Genomic DNA, 21503 nt, shown 5'->3' with positions numbered 1-21503 from the left:
TATGAGCATCCAGTTTGATAAAAAGTATAGTGATGTTATCTCTGTGGAGAATTTACTGCTGGCTTGGCAAGAGTTTGCTCGGGGGAAAAGGCATAAGCCAGACGTACAGTTGTTTGCCAGAAATTTGATGACCAACATCCATGATCTGCAGAGTGATCTCGCAACTCAAGCCTATAAACATGGTGGCTATTATGGTTTCAAAATATCTGACCCAAAACCAAGAGATATTCACAAAGCTTCAGTTCGGGATAGGTTACTGCATCATGCCATCTATCGTCAACTGTATCCATTTTTTGATCGTATTTTTGTTGCAGATTCGTATTCCTGCCGTCTTGGCAAAGGCACGCAAAAAGCTGGCGAGCGTTTTCGGAAAATGGCCAATCAGGTCAGTCGCAACAATACCCGTACTTGTTGGGTGCTAAAAGGGGATATTCGTAAGTTTTTTGCTAGTATTGATCAGGCTAGACTGTTAGATATTTTGATCAAGCGAATAGACGATAAACAGATACTATGGTTGTTAGAGAATGTGATTCACAGTTTTGAGATTGGAGGGATGCCCATTGGCCTGCCACTTGGCAACCTTACCTCTCAGCTGTTGGTGAATGTCTATATGAACGAATTTGATCAATTCGCCAAGCATTATTTGAAAATAAAACAGTATATTCGGTACGCTGATGACTTTGTGGTGCTGTCGGACAGTCGCCCATGGCTGCAAGCTCAAATTCCACTGATGGAGCAGTTTTTATGTGAACAGCTTTCCCTGCAGCTGCATCCTACGAAGGTAAAAATTCAAACGTTGGCTGCGGGTGTTGATTTTTTAGGGTGGGTGTATTTCCCACATCACAAGGTACTACGCACAAAAACAAAACAGCGTATGTATCGACGCTTACGCGCACACCCAACGGAACCGACGATGCAATCGTACAAGGGGATGCTGCAACATGGAAATACGTTCAAAGTAGCGCAAGAGCTGGATAATGCTTACTGGTTACTACGTGAGAAAGACGAGATATAAACTCTTCAATTTTTACCAAGCTATGGTTGGAAAGTAGTTGAGTGACCTGCCTAATCGTGCATACTTATGTAAGTATTACTGGCGGCGAAGGGCTAAAAACAAAAAAGCTGGGAATTACCCAGCTAATTTGTATTTTTCTCAGAGAGCCGTCAGATATGATTCGCAACCAATCAGCTTAATTGCAAACCATATCTTCGGCAGAAAGGGGGTGATCGACGGGATTCGAACCCGCGACCAACGGTACCACAAACCGCTGCGCTACCACTGCGCCACGACCACCATGAAATGCTCGAGTTGTTTGAACTGTTAGAGTTGTTGGAATTATTTCAACAGTTCGAACATATTGAGCACTTCTAACTTCGTAAAGATTTATCCAGGGCAATTAGTTTAAAATATAATGCCTGAATTGTATCTTCATAAGTTGTACTATCAGTATGAAGAAATTTTTCTTGTTCGGCAATCCTTAAACAGGCAATAACTTCACGTGTAGAACCGATAGAATTTCTTACAAAAGATGCAAAATCCTTTTTAGTACTTCTACCACTACCTTCTGCTATATTGAGATTAATAGATGTTGCAGCTCGTTTTATTTGTGATGTTAAGCCAAAACGTTCATTGTCTGGAAAATCTTTTGCTATTTTATAAACCGATCCAATTAGTTTTAAGCTTAATTGCCAGACTTCCAAATCTTCGAATTTGTATCTCATAGTAAATCATTAATTGTAAATGTACGATCACTTCATTAACACTTCCAACAGCTCGAACACCTCGAACAGTTCCAACAACTCCCGTAGCAGGAGAGGGATTCGAACCCTCGACCTCGGGCTTATGAGTCCCACGCTCTAACCAACTGAGCTACCCTGCCATATCTAAAGAGCGGGAATATTCTAACAAATCAGACTGCTTTTTGCAATGGACTGCCGGACGCTAGATTAAATGTTTGGGCGGCACTACCACCTTGCACAACGATCTCTAAAAATCTTTTTTTACTTATACCAGAACTACCCAGCACAACGGCGGCAGTTTTGTCTGGAACGTCTTTTAAACGGGGGTGATAAGGCAAATCATTTAGGGTGGCGGCTTCATCATGCCAGACGGTGGTTTTACAATTTCCGAAACAATCCACCCACCACACTACCGCTGGAGCATCCGGTACATCGGACATCTGCAGTTCTGTGCCGGGTAAATCATGATGGCGATCTAAATAAGCGGCGACACGGGGTAAAAAATCATAACTTCTAAACTGTGTTCGGATCATGGCATCTTTTAATTCAATTGGGAGCAAACCATCAGCGATTAATTTATCCCAAGTATCTGATGCTTCAAGCACGGTGATGGTTTTTGTTAGCTCATATTTCTTAGCCAGCGATAAAGTATAACCATCAATACTGGCTAAAATTAAAATTTTATTGTAACGGAAATATCCAAATGGGGTACCATTTTCCCATTTTTTTCCGGGGCCATTTCTTGGTGCAACGTTTACTAAAATCATGCCAGGGTTATCACCAAAGGCATCAACTACATCTATTAAATTTCCGGCAGCTTCTAAATCATTATGAACTCCAACAAAAGATACAGCCTGGTTTGTTAGAGCGGAGAGTCTGGTTATTTGTCGGCCAATGGCATTGGCGTCGCGGCAGTCATTGATAATAGTAATAGCCATGATGAATAGTTAAAGTTGATTAGTTTGTTTTATAGAGAAGAAAGTCAGCCCACTGACAATCAACAAAACTGCAAACAGTAAGAAGACATTTTCCAAACCAAATTGTGATGAAACAATCCCAGCCACAGCAATAAAAATAGCCGGCAGTGACGTTGAGGCAATGTCTTCTAAACCCCACTCGTATTCTTCTCGACCCTTGTCGACAATATGAGCAAAGATTGACCATTTAATGGGGTAGGTTAAAGCATCTAGTAGACCAACCACCGTTTGGATGGCGAAGATTTGCCAAATATTGGTGGAATAACCGAGCAAAAAAATAAACATGCCGTAAAAAATATAGCCATAACCAACCAGGTTTCTTTTAGCAGTCGCTGATAATGGTGCAGTTAATCGGCTGAGGGGAATCTTCGCTAGGGCGCGAATTAACATGTAATAAGAAATAGCATAGCCAACAATATCCAACCGGCCGGGAGCAACTTTTGATGTAATCAATAAAGATAAAAATGTGTTAACCACACTATAACCGGCATAATAAAAACCATCGGCTATAATATGGGCTTTGATGTTTGAACTTATGCCTTTTATTTTGTTCATATAGTTGATTGATTTTTGTGCTCTCGACAGGAATCGAACCTGTATAACCAGCTTAGAAGGCTGGTGTTCTATCCATTGAACTACAAGAGCTAGAGTGGTATGGTGCAATGGCTATGTCATATCCTATCAAGTTGCCCGATGATATACAACTGGTCTTAAACACCTTACAGCAAGCTGGTTACGAAGGCTATGTGGTGGGTGGTTGTTTGCGTGATCAATTATTGCAATTAGAACCCAAAGATTGGGATATCACCACTAATGCTTTGCCGGAACAAATTCAGCAAGTTTTCCCAAAATCGTTGTATTTAAACACCTTCGGTACTGTTACTGTGCGTAGTGGACAAACTGAAGTAGAAGTAACTACCTATAGAAGTGATGGGGGATATTCAGATCATCGTCATCCCGATCAGGTTAAGTTTGGAGTGACACTGCAGGAAGATTTAGCGCGCCGTGATTTTACCATTAATGCGCTCGCCTACAATGGTACTGAGATTATTGATTTGTTTAACGGACAAACTGATTTGACCAATGGTGTAATACGAGCGGTTGGTCAAGCTAACACGCGGTTTCAAGAAGATGCTTTACGCATGTTGCGTGCCATTCGGTTTTCGGCGCAGTTACGTTTTAAAATTGAGCCTGATACCTATCAAGCCATCAACACAGAAAAAAATTTAATCCAACATGTGTCAGCTGAAAGAATCAGAGATGAGTTGGTTAAAATGTTACTCACCGAAGATGCCCTCAAAGCCGTCTGGTTATTACACACCACCGGTTTGTTACCTTTAATAATACCTGAATTGGAAACCGGTGTCGGTGTGCAACAAAATTTACATCATATCTATACGGTGTTTGCTCATAATATTTTCGCTTTACAATTTTGCCCGTCAGATGATTGGCGCGTGCGGTTGGCGGCTTTATTACACGATGTTGGTAAACCCCAAGTGAAACAAGGTACTGGCAAAGAGGCGACGTTTTATCAACATGAACATGTCGGTGCCAAACTGACCCGTCAAATTATGAAGCGGTTGGCGTTTGCTAATGACGATATAAATAAAGTGGTGCATCTAGTGAAGCATCATATGTTTTATTACAACATGGGCGAAATCACCGATGCTGGTGTGCGGCGCTTAGTCCGCCGGGTAGGGCTTGAACACCTCACTGATTTAATGGCCGTGCGCATCGCCGATCGCATGGGTTCGGGTGTGTATAAAGACAAACCATTGAAGTTAGTAGAACTGGAAAAACGGATTGAGTATGTGCAAAAAGACCCCACTTCAACGAGCATGCTAGCTTATGATGGAAACGATGCTATGGTTCAGTTTGGGTGGAAACCCGGCGCGCGTGTGGGAGTATTACTCCATCGTTTGTTAGATGAAGTAATGGATGATCCAAAGAGAAATACTAAAGAGTATTTAACTGACCGAGCCAGTATCCTAGCGATTGAGCTTAATAAGGTGTCAGAACAGGAAGCGCGTGCTATTATGAAGACATATCGTGAAGCCTTAGCGGATCTTAATGCCTATAAAGGATAAAATTATGTCACACACAAAATATCTATTGGGAATCATGGTCGCTGGTATCATGATACCAACGGTGCTTTTTGCCAAAACCGGTATTGTTTCCGATCAAGCCTTTGGTGTGAACATACATTTACGGCAGAGACATAATGAAAGTGACTGGAATGATGTTCTAACGGCCGCCGCTGATACTGGTGCTACGTGGGGGCGAGAGCAGTTTAACTGGGATGTGATCGAACCAAGTGATGACGATTATAACTTCACATCTTATGATCGCGTAGTAACTGCCTATCAAACTCATGATATTAAAATGTTAGGCTTGTTAACTTATAGTAGCTCCTGGGCATCGGCTAATCCGGGTGCAATCGATTATGAAATGTATCCACCAAATTTGACGGCGTGGAGTGATTACGTAAAAACTGTGACCGCTCATTATGCTGGCAGTGTAACGTATTGGGAAATATGGAATGAACCTAACTACGCTGGTTTTTGGAAGGGCAATGAAGCCGACTATATCGATTTGGTTGATGCTGCTATAACGGCCATTCATGAAGGTAATCCAGATGCCAAAATTGTGCTCGGTGGTTTATCTGGGTCAGATTATACTTTTCTCAACACTGTATTAGATGGGTTAAATGATCCAACTGCTGTAGCGGCTGTCGCGGTTCACCCGTATCGCATGTCGGGGAGTAATTTTAATTACAGTCCGGAGCAACAAGCCAGTGGTTTAAATACATTACCCACTGATCTCTATAACATCAAAGCGGTCATGAATCGTTATGGTTTAAGTAAAACACCATTATGGTTAACCGAAGTTGGTTGGACTACCGGTAATGATGGAGTTAATAAACAGACACAGGCTGAGTATCTGACCCGTCTCTACACCATGGCCTTAGCCATACCAGATGTGCAGAAAGTGTTTTGGTATACACTGGCCGATACTTCATCGGATGAATCAATCAATGATGCTCAGTTTGGATTATATGAGGATGACTGGTCTCCAAAACAAGCGGTTAGTGCTTATCAATTTGTTAGTCAACAACTAACCGGTAAATGGTTGAAAAGTCAGACATTGCCTCAAGCGCAAATGGTCGATAATTTCTCAACCGGGTTAGGGTGGGAATTTTCTGGCACAGTGTGTACCACCGGTAGTCTTAATGACCATCTTAATGGATATATGTCTGTGCGGTATACGTTTACGGCTGACACCAATTGTTATGCACCAATTTCTCTACATAAAACTTTACCCACCGATACACGCGTTCTCCAATTCAAAGCCAAGGGTGATAATAATTCAACTCTACTGCGGATGCGGGTGGTAGATAGTAAAGGTGAAACGTTTCAGTATAATTTGGGTTATTTACCAAAAGAGTGGTTGTACTATAACGTGCAGTTAGAACAACCAACTAGTTGGTGGAATGGTAATCATGATGGCAAGTTAGATCAACCCTTACGGTTTGATTCATTTGTGTTAGATGATACTGATGGCTTACAAGAAACCGGCACGGTGCAATTTGATGATTTGGTTTCATCTAAATATTCTCAGGTCTATCAATACCAGTGGCATCAAGGCAAAAAAGATATATATGCTTATTGGAGTGCGGCGCAGGAAAAAACCGTGCGGATATTATTAGCTGGGGTGGGTAAAGTTACGGCTCATGTTTGGAAGCAGACAGACAAAAATTATTTATCCGGTGATGGGAATTTCAGTTTACAAGCTCGTCACAGTGTCACGTTTTTGCAGACGAAATAGATACTCTACGCAGGTTTGTGGAATTTCTGGTAGATTTCTTTTAATCTCTGGTCAGTAATATGTGTATATATTTGCGTGGTGGTAATTGAAGCGTGACCCAACATACTTTGCACTGATCGAATATCGGCGCCGTTTCTTAATAAATCCGTAGCGAAACTATGGCGCAACGTATGGGGCGTAATTTTTTTCATAATGCCGGCTAGTTTGGCATATTTTTCTACCAATCTTTCAATCGAGCGTGAGGTTAATGGTGCGGCGTCATGTTCTTCGCGGCCGGATTTTGCCCGATCATGCGCCACGAACATATACGGTGACACATCACGCCGTTTGGTTAAGTATTGTTGGAGCCAATATTTAGCTTGGTTAGACAAAAACACCACACGAATTTTACTACCCTTACCGCGTACTGAAAATTCATCACGTTTCAAATTCACATCAGCGATTTTCAGTTTCGCCAATTCCGATACCCGCAGCCCTGTCGAAAACAACAACTCCAAAATGGCTTTATCTCGTAATTTAACCAATGACTGTTGTAGAGACACGCCATGGCGTGTCTCTACAACAGTCATTGGTCTCATGGGTGCTTCCAATAATTCATCCAATTCAGATCCTTCCAGCCATTCCACTTGGCGATCTTCTTGTTTGGCTAGCTCAATCTTTTCGGCCACTAAAGTTTTAATATCACGTTTAGCCAGATACTTTAAAAAAGCGCGCAAAGCGATCATGTGATAGTTTTGGGTTTTTTTCTTTAATACTTGATCAGGTTCTTTATTAGGTAGTCGGTTTAGTTGTAAGCGATATGATCGCACTAGATCATTGGTAATGTTAGCCGGAGAAGTTACTTTAGTGAGGGCGACAAACCGGCGTAAATAAAAATCATAATTCTTAATGGTAGCTTGTGAGCGGTTTTTTTCGATTTCTAGGTATTCTAGAAAATCTGTGATCAATTTATTCACCTGGTTGTCTGACATATGATATACTATAGCCATGATTTCATTATCTGCCCAGCGCGTCGGCGTTTTCGTAGACGTGCAAAACATGTATTACTCAGCTAAGGCGCTGTATGGTGCCAAGGTTGATTTTGGAAAAGTCTTAGAATTAGCCGTGGTTGAGCGCACTTTAATTAGAGCCTTTGCTTATGTCATTAAGGCCGACAACAAACTAGAACAGCCTTTTTTTGAATCACTGCAAAAACGGGGTTTAGAAATAAAAGCTAAAGAATTACAGGTATTTTTTGGTGGTAACAAAAAAGGTGATTGGGATGTTGGCATCGCTATGGATATAATGCGTATGGCCAGTAAGTTAGATGTTGTCGTGTTAGTATCAGGCGATGGAGATTTTGCGGATTTATTGAAACATGTGAAATCATTGGGTTGTCGCGCCGAAGTTATCGCTTTTGGCCAATCATCGTCCAGTTTGCTGCGCGCGGAGGCTGAACGCTTTGTCGATTTATCTGAGCATGCTGATAGTGTTTTGCTTAAAAAACCCCGTCGCTTGACGAAGTAGAGTCGGTTTGGTAATCTCAGCCAATATTTAATTGGTGTCGGTAGACTCGGAGTGGGTTTAAACCCTATCTTGGCTGCCGCTAAGCTAAGTTGTATTTATATGCTTACTAAAGAGCAAAAAGACGGCATAATCACAAAATATGCCACTAAAAAAGGTGATACCGGGTCTCCGCAAGTGCAGATTGCCTTGTTATCACACGAAATCATCGATTTAAGTGAACATCTTAAAGCGCATAAGAAAGATTTTTCCTCGCGCCGTGGTTTGTTGAAGAAAATTGGTCAACGCCGTCGTTTGATGCGTTATTTAAAGAAAGAAAACAAGTCGGGGTACGAAAAACTAACTACCGCCTTGAAACTCAAAGATAACATTTAATATTTTACCCTATGGATATCAAGACATATAATATAACCTGGGGTGATCGACCATTAACTATTGAATTCAACCGGTTTGCCGCTCAGGCCAACGGGGCTTGTACAGTGCGTTATGGCGATACCGTAGTTTTAGTCACTGCCGTCATGTCGGATAATAAACGCGATGTTAGTTATTTCCCACTCATGGTGGAGTATCGGGAGAGCCTGTCCGCGGCCGGTAAGATTTCCGGATCGCGTTTTATTAAACGTGAGGGTCGTCCATCTGAAGAGTCAGTGCTGTCCGGTCGTATCATCGATCGTTCCATTCGACCATTATTTAACGATGCTTTCCGTAATGACATTCAGGTCATGGTGACCGTATTAGCGTATGATCCCGCCTCTGATCCTGATGTGGCTGGTTTAATCGGTGCCGCCGCCTCTTTAATGGTGTCAAATATTCAATGGCATGGCCCATTAGCCGGTTGCGTGGTAGCCGCCAAAGACGGTCAATTTATATTAAATCCCAATCAAGAAGCGTTAAATAACTCAGATTTGAATGTCTTTGTGGCTGGTCGAGATATGTCTGTAGTGATGTTAGAAGCTGATGGTCGACAAGCAGACGAAGCTATTACACAATCCGCCATTGCCTTTGGTTTAGAACAAATTCAACCGGTAATTAAACTCTTACAACAGATTCAAACCGAGTTAGGCAAACCCAAAATTACTTTACCAGAAGTTGTATTCACTCCTGAACAAACAACTCAAAAAACTGAGGCCGAGAAGATAGCCCAAGAGCATTTCACTAATATCGTGGCAACTTTGTTTGGTCAGGGCAATAAACGTGAAAGACATCAGCGCATGGATAAAGCTCTAGCTGAATTGAAAGCTAAGTTTAGTCCAGAAGAGACAGAAAAAATTGGTTATGCCACAAAAGCGTTTGACCATCTGTTTGCTACCGAAATGATTCGGCGTATCTTTGCTGAAGGTAAACGGGTAGATGATCGTGGTTTAGATGAGATTCGACCCATTTCAGTTGGAGTGGGTTTACTACCACGTGTTCATGGTTCAGGTGTGTTTCAACGGGGTGACACCCAGGTGTTGTCTATTACCACATTAAGTTCACCGGGTAATGAGCAATTATTAGATACCATGCGCCGTAATGAAAAACATCGCTATTTTCACCATTACAATTTCCCGCCATTTTCAGTTGGAGAAGCCGGGCCAATGCGTGGGCCAGGTCGCCGTGAAATTGGTCATGGAGCTTTAGCCGAGAAGGCATTATTGGCGGTTTTACCCAGTAAAGAGAGCTTTCCTTACACTATGCGGGTTATTTCTGAAGTGTTATCTTCCAATGGTTCATCGTCTCAAGGTTCTATCTGTGGTTCATCTTTAGCTTTAATGGATGCTGGTGTTCCAATTACCGCTGCGGTTGCTGGTATTGCTATCGGTGTAGCCTTTCAGGGTGAAGGTAAAGACAATTACAAAATCATCACCGATATCCAAGATGTTGAAGATTACGATCGCTCCATGGATTTCAAAGTTGCCGGAACCGAACAAGGTATTACCGCTATTCAGTTAGATATCAAGTTTGATGGTTTAAGCATGAAGATGGTGGAAGAAGTGTTGGTGCGAGCCAAAGCCGCTCGTTTACAATTACTTGAACAAATGAAACAAATCATTGCAGAGCCACGTAAAGAATTATCACCATACGCACCAAGAATCGAAACCATTAAGATTCAAAAAGATCAAATTGGTGAATTAATTGGTCCGGGTGGTAAAGTTATTAATGGAATTATTGAAAAAACTGGTGTGCAAATCGATATTGAAGAGGATGGTACCGTCTTTATAACCGCTGTCGATCAAGCTGCCATGGAGCAAGCTAAGTTGCTCGTTACAGCTATTACCAAACGGATTGAAGTTGGTGAAATTTACTTGGGAACAGTCGTAAAAATAGTGGCTGATCGCAATTCTGGTAAGGAAATTGGGGCGATTGTACAATTAACACCAAATCAAGATGGTATGGTGCATATTTCTCAAATTGATAATACTCGCGTGGAAAAAGTGAGCGATATTCTCAAAGAAGGCGATAAAGTGCGCGTTAAAGTGGTTGAAATAAACAGAGAAAAAGGACGCATTAGTTTATCCCGTAAAGCCTTATTGTAAATATGGGCAAGTTGTATATCGTCACAGGGCCATCTGGTGCAGGGAAAGATTCAGTGATTAATGCTGTGAAAGAGCGTGGTTTAAAGTTTGGCCAAGTGACAACAACTAGCACACGGACTATGCGTGTGACAGAATCTGAAGGTAACCCATATTATTTCCTAACACGTGAATCGTTCCAAAAACTGGTCGATGAAGACAAGATGGTCGAATGGGCAGAAGTTTATGGAAATTTATATGGTTGTACTAAACAAGAAGTAGATAAGGTTCTATCGGCCAATGAAATGGTGATTGTGAAAGTAGATCCGCAAGGGGCTCGATCTTATAAAAAATTGATGCCAGAGGCAAAAACTATCTTCATCATGCCGCCATCATATGAATATCTCGAGAAAAGACTAATCAATCGTGAAACTGACACTCCTACTGTCATAAAACAACGTTTAGCTACAGCCCAGCGTGAGTTGGAAAACCTCCTAGATTGGGACTATTTAGTCGTCAATGAGGAGGGTAAACTGACTGAGGCAGCTGAAGAGGTTTACAACATTATCCACAAATAATTGTTTACTCACAGAGTTATACACAGTGTGAATAGGTCGTTTTGTGGATAACTTTTGGTTGTTTTCCACAGTCAAATTAGCTAGTATTAGCAACTTTTATAGCGTTTAGTTGACCCGAGTTATTTTCTGTGGTACAATTTATTCACAGTTGTAATAGAAGGTGTACATTAACATAAAAATCCAGCCGTACTGCGTAGAAGAAAATAGCAGGGAAATGATTGTTTCACCAATTACTTTATAAGTAGTATGTGTGATAATCGTTTCTCTGGTATGATCGGGCTACCAAAACAAAAATAAAAGGTACGTTTCGCCAGCTCCAATTATATTCTCTTCGGAGGATGCCGGAGGCAGCGACGTATTAGAGAACCCTAGCAATAGGGGCTAACCTACATGGCCCACGTAGGTACGGCAACACTCAATACCTCTTGCGGAAATCCTTTGCTTCGTCTTCTTAAGGGAGCCGAGACAAGGTCGGCAATCGTAGGTATCCAGGGGTGTCCGTACCATATTTATGCAACCCTTTGGGTTGCTTGTGGGGGGACACCCCTTCATTATTTCCAAATATATGGCTGGTCAAGAACAAAAATTAAATCCCGAAACAACTCCTCAAGATACCGATGCTGGCGTAGAAGCCAGAGCTAATGATATTATTGAAGCGCTGGCCGATATTCGGGCGTGGCAAGATGGGGAGCGCAAAGCGGGAGCTGAAGCTGAGGCTGGGCAAAGTCAACCTACAAAAGACCAAAATAATTAACATTTATATGGACAAAGCTCAATTAGACGAATTTCGTAAACGTATAGAAGAACGTATTAGTGAGGTAAAAAAAGAGTTATTAACTGTATCAAATCCGGATAAAGGTGATCATGTGCCGGGTGAATATGCTGCTAAATTCGAAAATTTTGGTGATGATAATTATCTTGATGAAGGGTCGGATAGCCCAGATGAAGTAGAGAATTATGAGGTTAATGTAGCCGTGACTAGCGAATTGGAACGTGAATTACATCGCTGTGAAGCCGCCTTACAGCGTATGTCCGATGGTACTTATGGTAAAGATATAAAAACTGGAGAAGATATTTCGCTCGAACGTTTACGAGCCAATCCAGCAGCCGAAACTGTTTTGCCGCCGAGTCATGAAAAGTAAGTTACCCTGGTTAGGTGTAGTGTTATTTTTTTGTGATCGTCTCACAAAAGGCTACATGTTAAACAATGCTGAGAGACAATGGGATATTATTCCAGGTAAGCTGTGGTTGCACTATCATCTCAACGATCAAATGGCATTGAGTTTACCCTTATTCCCAGTATTGTACTATACAGCGGTTACGCTGGTTTTTTTAATTCTATCACGTAAGTTAGTGCAATTATGGTTGGAACAGCGCTATGTTGAAACTATGCTGGTAGGGATAGTGTTGGCCGGTGCCTTGAGCAATTTATTAGATAGAATGTTGTATGGAGGGGTGATTGATTTTATCACGACCTGGTTTGGCAGCGTATTCAATATAGCTGATATGTATATTGTCACGGGTATTTTAATATGGATGATTATTTTATGGCATGAAGACAGGTCAAAACACCAAACAATTTCAACGCAAAATTGAAGATTTTGTCTGTGCGCGTTGTGGCGCTAAAGTAAAAGGGTCTGGTTACACTAATCACTGTCCGGAATGTTTTACTTCCAAACATGTCGATGAACAACCCGGTGATCGCGCGGCTACTTGTGGTGGTTTAATGCCACCGGTGCATGTTTTTTTCAGTAATAAACGGTGGGTAATCACCCAACAGTGTGAATTATGCGGCCAACACCGTAATAATCGTGTGCAAGTAGGGGACAATATGGAAAAATTAGCGGCTCTTGCCAAACAGCTAGCAATCGGCTACACTGCTCAATAGAAAAGCGCTGCCTCGGTGAGGGAGCGTTTTATGTTTGCATCCATACCATCAGCCTGCACGGTAGGCTACGATTCCATCTTAGTTGATGTTCAAGTTGACGTTTCGGCTGGTTTTCCCAGTTATACGATTGTTGGCTTGCCCGATGCGGCTATTCAAGAAGCCCGTGAGCGCGTGCGTTCAGCCATGAAGCAATCTCATTTAACCTTTCCGGATATACGCATTACAGTGCATTTAGCACCCGGTGATCGGCGCAAAGAAGGCGCCGGGTTTGATTTACCCATGGCCTTAGGTATTGCCATTGCCAGCCACGCTATTAAACCAGTGGGGGACATTCCCTTATGTTTAGGCGAACTTGGTCTAGATGGCACGGTCTTGCCTGTGGCCGGAGCGTTATCTATGACGTTGCTAGCGAAACAACTCGGCTATAAAGCCGTGGTAGTGCCACAAGCCAATGCTGCCGAGGCTGCTTTGGTACCAAATATCACTATTTACTCAGCGCCCACTTTATTGGCTGTGACCGAGCATTGTGCGGGCAAAACATTATTACCAATTCAACCATACCAAATACCAAAGGCGGTTTCAAAACAATCTGTGGCAGAATTGTCGGCTATAAAAGGGCATGCCGTAATAAAAAGAGCTTTAGCGGTGGCGGCGGCTGGTCGACACAATACTTTGTTGTACGGTCCGCCTGGGTCTGGCAAGACTATTCTTGCCAAAGCTTTACGGCATTTACTGCCACCGCTGACAGTAAATGAGATGTTAGAGGTAACACGATTGTACAGTGTGGCCGGTTTGTTATCTGCTCAACAACCCTACATTGCTGATAGACCATTTCGACAACCACATCACACAGCGTCAGCCGCTTCGATTATTGGTGGCGGGCGAGTGCCACGGCCTGGTGAAATATCTTTGTCCCATCATGGGGTGTTGTTTTTTGATGAATTACCAGAGTTTCCGCGGGCAGTTTTGGAGGCCTTGCGTCAACCATTAGAAGAGCAGCAAGTCACAGTGGCGCGGGTTGAGCAAGTGATTACCTATCCGGCGGCACCTCTATTTATTGGTAGTTTAAATCCATGTCCATGTGGATTTTACGGTGACCCAGAGCAAGATTGTCGTTGTACACCGGTGCAAATTCAAAAATATCACAAAAAATTATCTGGCCCATTTTTGGATCGGATGGATATATTTTGTTATGTACCACGTTTAGCCTTTGATACCTTAGTTGGTCATCAGCCTATGGATACAGCCGATACTTTACAAGCCGCAGTTTTGTTAGCCACCCAAAGACAACAACATCGTTTTCGACAAACAAACATAATTGCGAATGCGTATATTCCACATGCTGCTCTGGAGAAGTATTGCCCCATCAATGAAGAATCAGTGATCATGCTGCGCCAAGCCATGCAGGTAATGCATTTATCACCACGCAGTTTTCATCACATTATTCGGTTAGCGCGCACCATTGCTGATATCGCGGATAGCCCAGATATTGGTGTGTCACATGTTAGCGAGGCGCTGCAGTACCGTCGGCCACCACTACAACACACTCACCCTTCAACGTAGGATGATGAGCAATCTGTTGGGCTACTGTGGCAGCATCACCTCTAATAAACTCTTCAAAGGTTTTGGTTAATTCACGCCCTACCACGATGTATTTTTTACTTTGAGATAAAGCTTGAATGGTTTTATTTAAACGGTGAATTGATTCATAAAATACTACAGTTTGTTTACTATTAATGATCTCTGTGATTAGGGTTTGTCGGCCTTTTTTATGAGGTATAAAACCGAGAAAATTAAACGAACTGGTATCTACCCCCGCGGCTTGAAGGGTGCAAATTAAAGCACTTGCTCCAGGGATTGGTACCACCGTGTGTCCGGCCGCCACCACTTGAGCCACCAATCTGGTACCAGGATCAGAAATACCCGGTGTGCCAGCATCACTGATTAAAGCCAGATCATGCCCAGCGGCTAAGTGGGCCAGAATGTTTCTGGCAACAGTAATACTTGAGTGTTGATGGTATGATTTAGTTGGTGTAGTGATTTTATAATGCTGTAAAAGAGTGCTGCTGGTGCGGGTATCTTCACATAAAATCAATGTTACCTCAGCTAAAACACGCAGCGCACGTAAGGTGATATCTTCAAGATTTCCGATCGGAGTGGCGACGATATATAGGGTACCCATTTACAAATTTGGTAAATATTCTTATACTGCACACACAATATAACTGATACATATTTTAAGCAAACCATTCTATGCCAGAACAAACCAAAGTACTCATTGTTGAAGACGACAAATTCCTCAGTGAATTAATCTCTACTAAGTTAGATAAAGAAGGTTTTAGCATCGCTTTAGCCGGAGACGGTGAAACTGGTGTCAAAAAAGCCTCAGAATTTCGGCCAGATATTATTCTGTTAGACATCATGCTGCCAGGTATGGATGGTTTTGAGGTTTTAGAAAAGCTGAAAAATGGTGCCGATGCGGCGTTAAAAGCCATTCCGGTAATTATTCTGTCGAATTTTGGTCAAGAAAGTAAGGTTGAGCGTGGATTACAACTCGGGGCCGTTGATTATTTGGTCAAAGCCAATTTTACCACCGGCGAAATTGTGGCCAAAATCAAAGAGGTTTTGAAATAAATTTATAACCCGTAAACACAATTAACAATCAGTAGGGACAAAAACAACAGTAGAGACATGCCATGGCATGTCTCTACTGTTGTTTTTGTTAAAAGAAACTAATTGGGTCGTAATTGACGCCGTTGATGTTGATTTCAAAATGAAGGTGTGGCCCAGTGGTGCGGCCGGTCATGCCAACATAGCCAATTACTTGGCCACGTGAGACATATTGGCCACCACTGACGGCAAATGCACTCATATGGGCATAACGAGTTTTTATCCCATTTGGTCCGTAAATATCAAGCGAATTACCATAACCGCCACCCCATTGGCCAGTCGAGTTAATGCGCACCGTACCTTCAGTTGAAGCATAAATTGGTGTACCGATTGGACAAGGGAAATCGCGCGCACGATTAGGATGTCCCCAGTAGGTTGTCATGGCACCATGGCAACCGACCGGCCAATTAAATTGACCAGCTGTGACATAGTTTGGCAAGTCAGATGATTGATAACTTGGTCCAGAATTATCCGAATAACGGCTAGCAATATAACTAGACGCCGGAGGTGGTGGTGGGGGAGGTGGTGTTCCATCAACCACAATCAGTTGTGTACCAACCGCGACGAGATGATCGGTACCGATGTCATTAACTTTAATGGTTTCATCCAAATTACCTTTATACGTGGCAATGATTTTATCCAAAGTATCACCATCTTTTACTGTGTAAATAACACCCGAAGCTGGAGGAATTTTTAAGGTATTACCCGGTCGAATATAACTAGAACTAGTCAGGCTATTGGCCCACAGCAAAGTAGATACAGAAATGCCAAAGCGATCAGAAATTTCACCAATCGTGTCACCATCTTTCACTTTATACTCAATAATGCCAGCCCGTACGCCAACACTGGTTTCGGCCGTATTAGTGCCGACTAAAGCCGAACCATTATCTAATAAACTGAGTTGATCACCAACATTCCGTGGGCTAGCGGCCTCGGGGTCTAAATTTGGAATGGTAGCGACCATTAAACCACTATTGGAAATATACGAACCGGTACTATCCGGTGGAATTAAACCACTCTCAGTAATATCTCGCTCCATACCATCGCCCGGGTTGACTATCTGATACAAGGCTGAATCCTGGGCAAAAACATCGGCACTTTTAATTTCCTGAGCCTGTAAAATATTGGTACTGGCGACAAAAAAAGATAATAGAACCACCATGACATGAATAAAATAGCGGTTACCAAAAATGAACAGAATTTTATTCTGCATGAAGGCGGAGCGTTTGAGGCGAGCCACTAGTTTTAAATATTGGGTATAGCTGAAGATGATCAGCGGACGGAGTAACCAACGCAAGGCAATATAGAATGGTTCTAACACAACTATGAGTAACCAGCTTAAGCTATTGAGTAACGCTTTACTCAGCTTAAATAGCTGTATCAGACTTAGAACCAGTATGCGACGTAAGCTAAGTGACACGCCGCACAGACTACCATTTTAGCGCCTTGCTGTCAAGCCGATTATCCAGTACAATGCGCCCATGAAATACTACTGTTTAGACATGTTTCCCTACCCGTCGGCGCAGGGTTTGCACGTGGGTCACCCCGAAGGCTATACGGCCACAGACATTGTCTCGCGCTATCAACGCATGCATGGTATGGAGGTATTGCACCCCATGGGTTGGGACGCCTTTGGTTTACCGGCGGAAAACTACGCCATTAAAACTGGTGTGCATCCAGATGTCTCCACCCATGAAAATATTAAAACCTTTAAACGACAAATCCAATCTTTAGGTTTAAGCTACGATTGGGAGCGCGAAATCGACACTTCATCGCCGGAATACTATAAATGGACGCAATGGATGTTTTTGCAAATGTATGAACACGGCTTAGCTTATCGAAAAAAAGCCAGAGTTAACTGGTGTAATGGCTGTCAAACAGTGTTGGCCAACGAACAGGTAGTTGATGGTAAATGTGAACGCAGTCAAGATCCGGTTATTCAAAAAGATTTAGCCCAATGGTTCTTTAAAACCACTAATTATGCCGAGCAGTTATTGAATGATTTGGAAACCATCGATTGGCCAGAACCAATTAAGTTAATGCAGAAAAATTGGATTGGTAAAAGTGAAGGAGCGGAAATAGAGTTTAGAATAAAGAATGAAGAATTAGGAATTAAGGTTTACACAACCAGACCAGACACATTATATGGGGTCACGTATGTGGTGTTAGCTCCAGAACATTCTTTAGTTAATACTCTTACAACATCAGATAATAAAAAACTAGTTGAGGACTATTTAAAAATAACTGGAACAAAAAATGATCTTGAACGAACCAGTTTAAATAAAGAAAAAACTGGTGTTTTTACGGGCAGTTACGTTGTACATCCATTAACTGGTAAAGAGATTCCCATTTGGATTGCTGATTATGTTTTGGCTACATATGGAACCGGTGCTGTTATGGCAGTACCAGCGCATGATGAACGTGATAAAGAATTTGCGGCGATATATCATTTACCAGTTATTGATCTGCCAGTTAACGAGGCTGACAAGTGGGCATTAACCGAACAGGCTGGTGGTACGAGAAAAACTAATTATAAATTACGGGATTGGTTAATTTCACGGCAACGTTATTGGGGTGCGCCGATACCAATAGTGTATGACCCGGAGGGTAAACCGCATCCGGTGAAAATAGAACACCTACCGTTAGTGTTACCGACTGATGTGGATTATTTACCGAAGGGTACTTCACCAATTGGTACTTCAGCCAGTTATAAAGCGTTAGCAGAAAAACTTTATGGCACCGGCTGGCATTTTGAAGTTGATACGATGGACACCTTTGTTTGTTCATCGTGGTATTATTTAAGATATTGTGATCCACATAATGATAAACAATTTGCGGCTCCAGAAACTTTAGCGCACTGGTTACCGGTTGATCTGTATGTGGGTGGGGCTGAACATGCTGTGTTGCATTTACTTTATGCCCGGTTCTTTCATAAAGCCTTACAAGATTTTGGTTTTATTCCAACCAGTGTTGGGCGTGAACCATTTCAGGCGTTGCGTAATCAAGGCATGATTTTGGGTGAAGACAACCAAAAGATGAGCAAATCCAGGGGAAATGTGATAAATCCGGATGATATTGTTAACCAATATGGAGCCGATACCCTACGTTTATATGAAATGTTTATGGGTCCATTTGCCGATGGTAAACCGTGGAATACCAAAAGTATTGAAGGTATGTCAAGATTTTTAAATCGAGTGAAAAAAGTTATTCAAGATAATAAAGCTTTACCAACTAATAATGAGTCTTCTAATTTAATTCACTTCACAGTAAAAAAAGTCTCTGAAGATATTGTGCATTTTCATTTCAACACTGCCATTAGTACCATGATGACTTTTTTAAATGCCAAAGATTTTCTGGGGGAAAATAATTGGGATAAATCAGCCATTGAGAAATTTATTTTGTTGTTGCATCCGTTTGCGCCATTTACCACGCAAGATTTATGGAAAGAATTAGGTCATGACACTGAGCTCGATCATGAGGTTTGGCCAAGTTTTGATGCCAATAAAATTATTAGCGATACGGTTAATTTGGCTATTCAAGTTAATGGAAAGTTACGTGATACCATCATAGTTGCAACTAATAGTAGTGAGGTTGATGTAAAACAATTAGCGCAAAACACTGACAAGATTAAAAAATATTTAGCCGGTAAGCAAATTGTGAAACTAATCTATGTACCGAATAAGTTGGTGAGTATTGTTGTAAAATGACATCAGGTAAGATCTTTATTTTTCCAACCGAATCGTCTTATGCCATTGGTTGCCGGTATAATGATACAGTTTCTATAAAAAAGATTATGCAGTTAAAAGGTCGAACCGATGATCGTTTTACCGTAGTGGCGGCGTCACTGGAACAAGTTAAAAAGCATTTTAAGTTCACTTCTCAGATGGAACAATTAGCCCTTAAATATTGGCCAGGAGCCTTATCGATTGTGGTTTCAAAAAAATTTGCGGTGCGGGTGATGGCTGTGCCGATGGATCTACCGGTACCACTGATCGCAACCAGTTTGAATGTATCCGGTCAGCCACCGGTGTTTGATTTGAAAAATCATCTGGTAAAGACGCGATTAATCGCGTCTTTACCAGATGATTTTTTACCAGATGATTCCATAATTGATGTTGGGCCATTACCGCAGCGTCCACCCAGCACCGTGGTTGAATGTTTTCGCGGTGGTTATGTGATTCATCGTCAAGGGGCAGTAAAACTTATATGACAAAATTTGGCCAGCATTTTCTAGTCGACAAAAAGGTGTTACGAACCATGGTGGATATTGTCGCTGAGTATGGTTCGCACGAGACAATTTTAGAAATTGGACCAGGTAGAGGTGTTTTAACCAAAGAATTAGTTAAAATGGCTGATCGGGTGATAGCGATTGAAATCGACCAAGCCTTCAAACCAGATCTGGATTCTTTGCAAACCAAATATAAAAACTTAACTGTGAGATATAGTGACATTCTCAAGGTTGATTTAATGGCTTTAGGTTTGACCGATGGTAATTACAGCCTGGCTAGTAATCTACCGTATGAAATTACCGGTATAGTTTTGAGAAAGTTTTTAACCACTCAACCCTATCCCAAACACATGGGCTTGTTGATTCAATATGAAGTAGCCGAGCGCATCGTGGCTAAACCGGGCGATTTAAGTATTCTTGGTTTATCTGTGCAAGCCTTGTCTCAGCCTAGATTTATCACCAGAGTTAAACCGGATTCTTTCCGACCAAGGCCACAGGTAGATAGTGCTATTATTAGTCTTGAAAATATTCGTCAACACGCCTTGCCTAATGAAAGTGGTTTCTTTCGTCTGATCAAAGCGGGTTTTGCTCAGAAACGGAAGTTGTTGCGCGCTAACTTAGTAAACATAAAAATCCCCAAAGAGGCCATCATTAGCGCCTTCCAAGAACTTAGTTTAACTGAAACCGCTCGAGCGCAAGAGTTAAGCTTAGAGCAATGGTTAGTTTTAGTTGACAGACTAGATAAATTCATTGTATAATTTCACCCGTGGATCGAGAAAATAAAGGATTTTTTTGGGGTTATATTATTATCGCATTTGTGGCTATCATGGGCGGGATACTATCAATTTATTCGCGGCTAAACACTGTTAGTTCTACTTTGTTTAGTTTAGATCCTACTCCAGGCCCGGTAATAACTGAATCACAGAAGAATTTACAGGCTTTAGCTGAGAAAAAATTATTGGATAGTGATAGTGATAGTATTAATGATTTTGACGAAGAGTATACCTATAACACTAGTGCTTATCTGGCGGATACTGATTCTGATGGTATTTCTGACAGTCAGGAAATAACCGTCGGCACCGATCCAACCTGTGCTGCCGGCAAGGTCTGTTTCAATTCAGCTACTGCCAATACAAATACTGCCACTACAAACACCAACACATCTGCTCCTGATATTACTGGTTTAGCCACGGATGATCCAAAGAAACTACGGCAACAGTTAGAGGCGCTGGGCATTGATAAATCTGTTCTGGATCAAGTCAGTGATGCCGATTTAGTTGATGTCTATAAAAGTGTTTCACAAAGTACTATCAATACAAATGCTGGAAATAGCAATACAAATGCGGGTGATCCATACGCCGGTTTATTGCCTGAAAATTCCAATACTAATAGTGCCAGTGCGGCGCAAACATTTAGTGATCTACAAAAATTATCACCCGATGCCGTGCGCACGCTATTGGTTCAATCCGGTATGTCGGCTAGTGATGTGGATAAATTAGACGATGCAACTTTAATGCAAGTATATCAGGATGCATTAACCCAAGCGGCGGCCGAAACTAATACAACAACCAATTAGTATGCTGAGATTCTACCAAAAATTTG

23 protein-coding genes and 3 tRNA genes are annotated in these 21503 nt (G+C 41.9%); 17 read left to right on the top strand and 9 right to left on the bottom strand.

Features of this window, described 5'->3' with window-relative positions; all coding sequences use genetic code 11:
• A partial coding sequence (locus WCV88_05360) for a reverse transcriptase/maturase family protein (protein MFA6475593.1) occupies positions 1–1015 on the top strand: 1015 nt, incomplete at its 5' end.
• Positions 1016–1222: 207 nt separating this feature from the next.
• Here WCV88_05360 and WCV88_05355 read toward each other — a convergent pair.
• The 6 genes from WCV88_05355 to WCV88_05330 all read right to left on the bottom strand — a co-directional run bounded on the left by WCV88_05355 (position 1223) and on the right by WCV88_05330 (position 3362).
• Positions 1223–1294, bottom strand: a tRNA-His gene (locus tag WCV88_05355).
• Positions 1295–1368: 74 nt separating this feature from the next.
• Positions 1369–1722, bottom strand: coding sequence for a four helix bundle protein (locus tag WCV88_05350; protein ID MFA6475592.1), 354 nt, complete (start codon positions 1720–1722; stop codon positions 1369–1371).
• Positions 1723–1806: 84 nt separating this feature from the next.
• A tRNA-Met gene (locus tag WCV88_05345) sits at positions 1807–1880 on the bottom strand.
• Between the two features lie 30 nt (positions 1881–1910).
• Complete coding sequence (locus tag WCV88_05340; GenBank protein MFA6475591.1) at positions 1911–2678, bottom strand: hypothetical protein; 768 nt, start codon at positions 2676–2678, stop codon at positions 1911–1913.
• Positions 2679–2687: 9 nt separating this feature from the next.
• Positions 2688–3272 (bottom strand): MFS transporter, encoded by a 585-nt coding sequence (locus WCV88_05335; GenBank protein ID MFA6475590.1) that lies wholly within the window; start codon positions 3270–3272, stop codon positions 2688–2690.
• 18 nt (positions 3273–3290) lie between these two features.
• Positions 3291–3362 (bottom strand) — tRNA-Arg (locus WCV88_05330).
• A gap of 23 nt (positions 3363–3385) precedes the next feature.
• Here WCV88_05330 and WCV88_05325 point away from each other — a divergent pair.
• Both WCV88_05325 and WCV88_05320 read left to right on the top strand, forming a co-directional pair.
• Positions 3386–4804, top strand: coding sequence for an HD domain-containing protein (locus WCV88_05325; protein MFA6475589.1), 1419 nt, complete (start codon positions 3386–3388; stop codon positions 4802–4804).
• Positions 4805–4808: 4 nt separating this feature from the next.
• On the top strand, positions 4809–6542 hold the full coding sequence (locus tag WCV88_05320) for a cellulase family glycosylhydrolase (protein ID MFA6475588.1): 1734 nt from the start codon (positions 4809–4811) through the stop codon (positions 6540–6542).
• A 5-nt stretch (positions 6543–6547) separates the two neighbouring features.
• Here the strand turns inward: WCV88_05320 and xerA are convergent, their stop codons facing one another.
• The gene (gene xerA, locus WCV88_05315) at positions 6548–7513 is read right to left on the bottom strand and encodes a site-specific tyrosine recombinase/integron integrase (protein MFA6475587.1); all 966 of its coding nucleotides are present in this window, start codon (positions 7511–7513) and stop codon (positions 6548–6550) included.
• Positions 7514–7529: 16 nt separating this feature from the next.
• Between xerA and WCV88_05310 the strand changes: the two genes are divergently transcribed.
• The 9 genes from WCV88_05310 (at position 7530) to WCV88_05270 (ending at position 14566) form a co-directional block, all read left to right on the top strand.
• Positions 7530–8048, top strand: a complete 519-nt coding sequence (locus tag WCV88_05310) for an NYN domain-containing protein (GenBank protein ID MFA6475586.1) — start codon at positions 7530–7532, stop codon at positions 8046–8048.
• Positions 8049–8147: 99 nt separating this feature from the next.
• Positions 8148–8420, top strand: a complete 273-nt coding sequence (gene rpsO, locus WCV88_05305) for a 30S ribosomal protein S15 (protein MFA6475585.1) — start codon at positions 8148–8150, stop codon at positions 8418–8420.
• 11 nt (positions 8421–8431) lie between these two features.
• Positions 8432–10561 (top strand): polyribonucleotide nucleotidyltransferase, encoded by a 2130-nt coding sequence (locus WCV88_05300; protein MFA6475584.1) that lies wholly within the window; start codon positions 8432–8434, stop codon positions 10559–10561.
• A 2-nt stretch (positions 10562–10563) separates the two neighbouring features.
• On the top strand, positions 10564–11115 hold the full coding sequence (gene gmk, locus WCV88_05295; GenBank protein MFA6475583.1) for a guanylate kinase: 552 nt from the start codon (positions 10564–10566) through the stop codon (positions 11113–11115).
• A 511-nt stretch (positions 11116–11626) separates the two neighbouring features.
• Entirely contained in the window at positions 11627–11869 is a 243-nt protein-coding gene (locus WCV88_05290) for a hypothetical protein (GenBank protein ID MFA6475582.1), read from the top strand.
• A gap of 7 nt (positions 11870–11876) precedes the next feature.
• Positions 11877–12257 carry a hypothetical protein gene (locus tag WCV88_05285; protein MFA6475581.1) on the top strand — a complete coding sequence of 127 codons (381 nt, stop codon included), beginning with the start codon at positions 11877–11879 and terminating at the stop codon, positions 12255–12257.
• Positions 12247–12711, top strand: a complete 465-nt coding sequence (locus WCV88_05280) for a signal peptidase II (protein ID MFA6475580.1) — start codon at positions 12247–12249, stop codon at positions 12709–12711. The genes WCV88_05285 and WCV88_05280 overlap by 11 nt, the downstream gene beginning before the upstream one ends.
• Complete coding sequence (locus WCV88_05275; GenBank protein MFA6475579.1) at positions 12668–13003, top strand: RNHCP domain-containing protein; 336 nt, start codon at positions 12668–12670, stop codon at positions 13001–13003. Before WCV88_05280 ends, WCV88_05275 begins: the two co-directional genes overlap by 44 nt.
• Positions 13004–13033: 30 nt before the next feature.
• Complete coding sequence (locus WCV88_05270) at positions 13034–14566, top strand: YifB family Mg chelatase-like AAA ATPase (GenBank protein ID MFA6475578.1); 1533 nt, start codon at positions 13034–13036, stop codon at positions 14564–14566.
• Here WCV88_05270 and rsmI read toward each other — a convergent pair.
• On the bottom strand, positions 14508–15185 hold the full coding sequence (gene rsmI, locus WCV88_05265) for a 16S rRNA (cytidine(1402)-2'-O)-methyltransferase (protein MFA6475577.1): 678 nt from the start codon (positions 15183–15185) through the stop codon (positions 14508–14510). The genes WCV88_05270 and rsmI overlap by 59 nt on opposite strands.
• 71 nt (positions 15186–15256) lie before the next feature.
• Between rsmI and WCV88_05260 the strand changes: the two genes are divergently transcribed.
• A complete protein-coding gene (locus WCV88_05260) occupies positions 15257–15637 on the top strand; it encodes a response regulator (GenBank protein ID MFA6475576.1) in 381 nt (126 codons plus the stop codon).
• Between the two features lie 88 nt (positions 15638–15725).
• Here the strand turns inward: WCV88_05260 and WCV88_05255 are convergent, their stop codons facing one another.
• Complete coding sequence (locus tag WCV88_05255; protein MFA6475575.1) at positions 15726–16994, bottom strand: M23 family metallopeptidase; 1269 nt, start codon at positions 16992–16994, stop codon at positions 15726–15728.
• Positions 16995–17154: 160 nt separating this feature from the next.
• Between WCV88_05255 and WCV88_05250 the strand changes: the two genes are divergently transcribed.
• The 4 genes from WCV88_05250 to WCV88_05235 are packed head-to-tail and all read left to right on the top strand — an operon-like array spanning position 17155 to position 21477.
• Complete coding sequence (locus WCV88_05250; GenBank protein ID MFA6475574.1) at positions 17155–19380, top strand: class I tRNA ligase family protein; 2226 nt, start codon at positions 17155–17157, stop codon at positions 19378–19380.
• Complete coding sequence (locus tag WCV88_05245) at positions 19377–19883, top strand: Sua5/YciO/YrdC/YwlC family protein (GenBank protein ID MFA6475573.1); 507 nt, start codon at positions 19377–19379, stop codon at positions 19881–19883. Before WCV88_05250 ends, WCV88_05245 begins: the two co-directional genes overlap by 4 nt.
• On the top strand, positions 19880–20659 hold the full coding sequence (gene rsmA, locus WCV88_05240) for a 16S rRNA (adenine(1518)-N(6)/adenine(1519)-N(6))-dimethyltransferase RsmA (GenBank protein MFA6475572.1): 780 nt from the start codon (positions 19880–19882) through the stop codon (positions 20657–20659). Before WCV88_05245 ends, rsmA begins: the two co-directional genes overlap by 4 nt.
• A gap of 8 nt (positions 20660–20667) precedes the next feature.
• Entirely contained in the window at positions 20668–21477 is an 810-nt protein-coding gene (locus WCV88_05235; GenBank protein MFA6475571.1) for a thrombospondin type 3 repeat-containing protein, read from the top strand.
• Positions 21478–21503 lie beyond the last annotated feature (26 nt).

The sequence above is a fragment of the Patescibacteria group bacterium genome, assembly GCA_041665365.1.
Classification (GTDB): Bacteria; Patescibacteriota; Patescibacteriia; order UBA9570; family UBA9570; genus UBA9570.
This window is presented reverse-complemented; position numbering and strand designations above follow the sequence as displayed.

Bases quoted from the DNA above. Each gene is read 5' to 3' on its own strand.
- WCV88_05350 (MFA6475592.1), bottom strand. From the start codon at position 1,722: ATGAGATACAAATTCGAAGATTTGGAAGTCTGGCAATTAAGCTTAAAA.
- WCV88_05340 (MFA6475591.1), bottom strand. From the start codon at position 2,678: ATGGCTATTACTATTATCAATGACTGCCGCGACGCCAATGCCATTGGC.
- WCV88_05335 (MFA6475590.1), bottom strand. From the start codon at position 3,272: ATGAACAAAATAAAAGGCATAAGTTCAAACATCAAAGCCCATATTATA.
- WCV88_05325 (MFA6475589.1), top strand. From the start codon at position 3,386: ATGTCATATCCTATCAAGTTGCCCGATGATATACAACTGGTCTTAAAC.
- WCV88_05320 (MFA6475588.1), top strand. From the start codon at position 4,809: ATGTCACACACAAAATATCTATTGGGAATCATGGTCGCTGGTATCATG.
- xerA (MFA6475587.1), bottom strand. From the start codon at position 7,513: ATGTCAGACAACCAGGTGAATAAATTGATCACAGATTTTCTAGAATAC.
- WCV88_05310 (MFA6475586.1), top strand. From the start codon at position 7,530: ATGATTTCATTATCTGCCCAGCGCGTCGGCGTTTTCGTAGACGTGCAA.
- rpsO (MFA6475585.1), top strand. From the start codon at position 8,148: ATGCTTACTAAAGAGCAAAAAGACGGCATAATCACAAAATATGCCACT.
- WCV88_05300 (MFA6475584.1), top strand. From the start codon at position 8,432: ATGGATATCAAGACATATAATATAACCTGGGGTGATCGACCATTAACT.
- gmk (MFA6475583.1), top strand. From the start codon at position 10,564: ATGGGCAAGTTGTATATCGTCACAGGGCCATCTGGTGCAGGGAAAGAT.
- WCV88_05290 (MFA6475582.1), top strand. From the start codon at position 11,627: ATGCAACCCTTTGGGTTGCTTGTGGGGGGACACCCCTTCATTATTTCC.
- WCV88_05285 (MFA6475581.1), top strand. From the start codon at position 11,877: ATGGACAAAGCTCAATTAGACGAATTTCGTAAACGTATAGAAGAACGT.
- WCV88_05280 (MFA6475580.1), top strand. From the start codon at position 12,247: ATGAAAAGTAAGTTACCCTGGTTAGGTGTAGTGTTATTTTTTTGTGAT.
- WCV88_05275 (MFA6475579.1), top strand. From the start codon at position 12,668: ATGAAGACAGGTCAAAACACCAAACAATTTCAACGCAAAATTGAAGAT.
- WCV88_05270 (MFA6475578.1), top strand. From the start codon at position 13,034: ATGTTTGCATCCATACCATCAGCCTGCACGGTAGGCTACGATTCCATC.
- rsmI (MFA6475577.1), bottom strand. From the start codon at position 15,185: ATGGGTACCCTATATATCGTCGCCACTCCGATCGGAAATCTTGAAGAT.
- WCV88_05260 (MFA6475576.1), top strand. From the start codon at position 15,257: ATGCCAGAACAAACCAAAGTACTCATTGTTGAAGACGACAAATTCCTC.
- WCV88_05250 (MFA6475574.1), top strand. From the start codon at position 17,155: ATGAAATACTACTGTTTAGACATGTTTCCCTACCCGTCGGCGCAGGGT.
- WCV88_05245 (MFA6475573.1), top strand. From the start codon at position 19,377: ATGACATCAGGTAAGATCTTTATTTTTCCAACCGAATCGTCTTATGCC.
- rsmA (MFA6475572.1), top strand. From the start codon at position 19,880: ATGACAAAATTTGGCCAGCATTTTCTAGTCGACAAAAAGGTGTTACGA.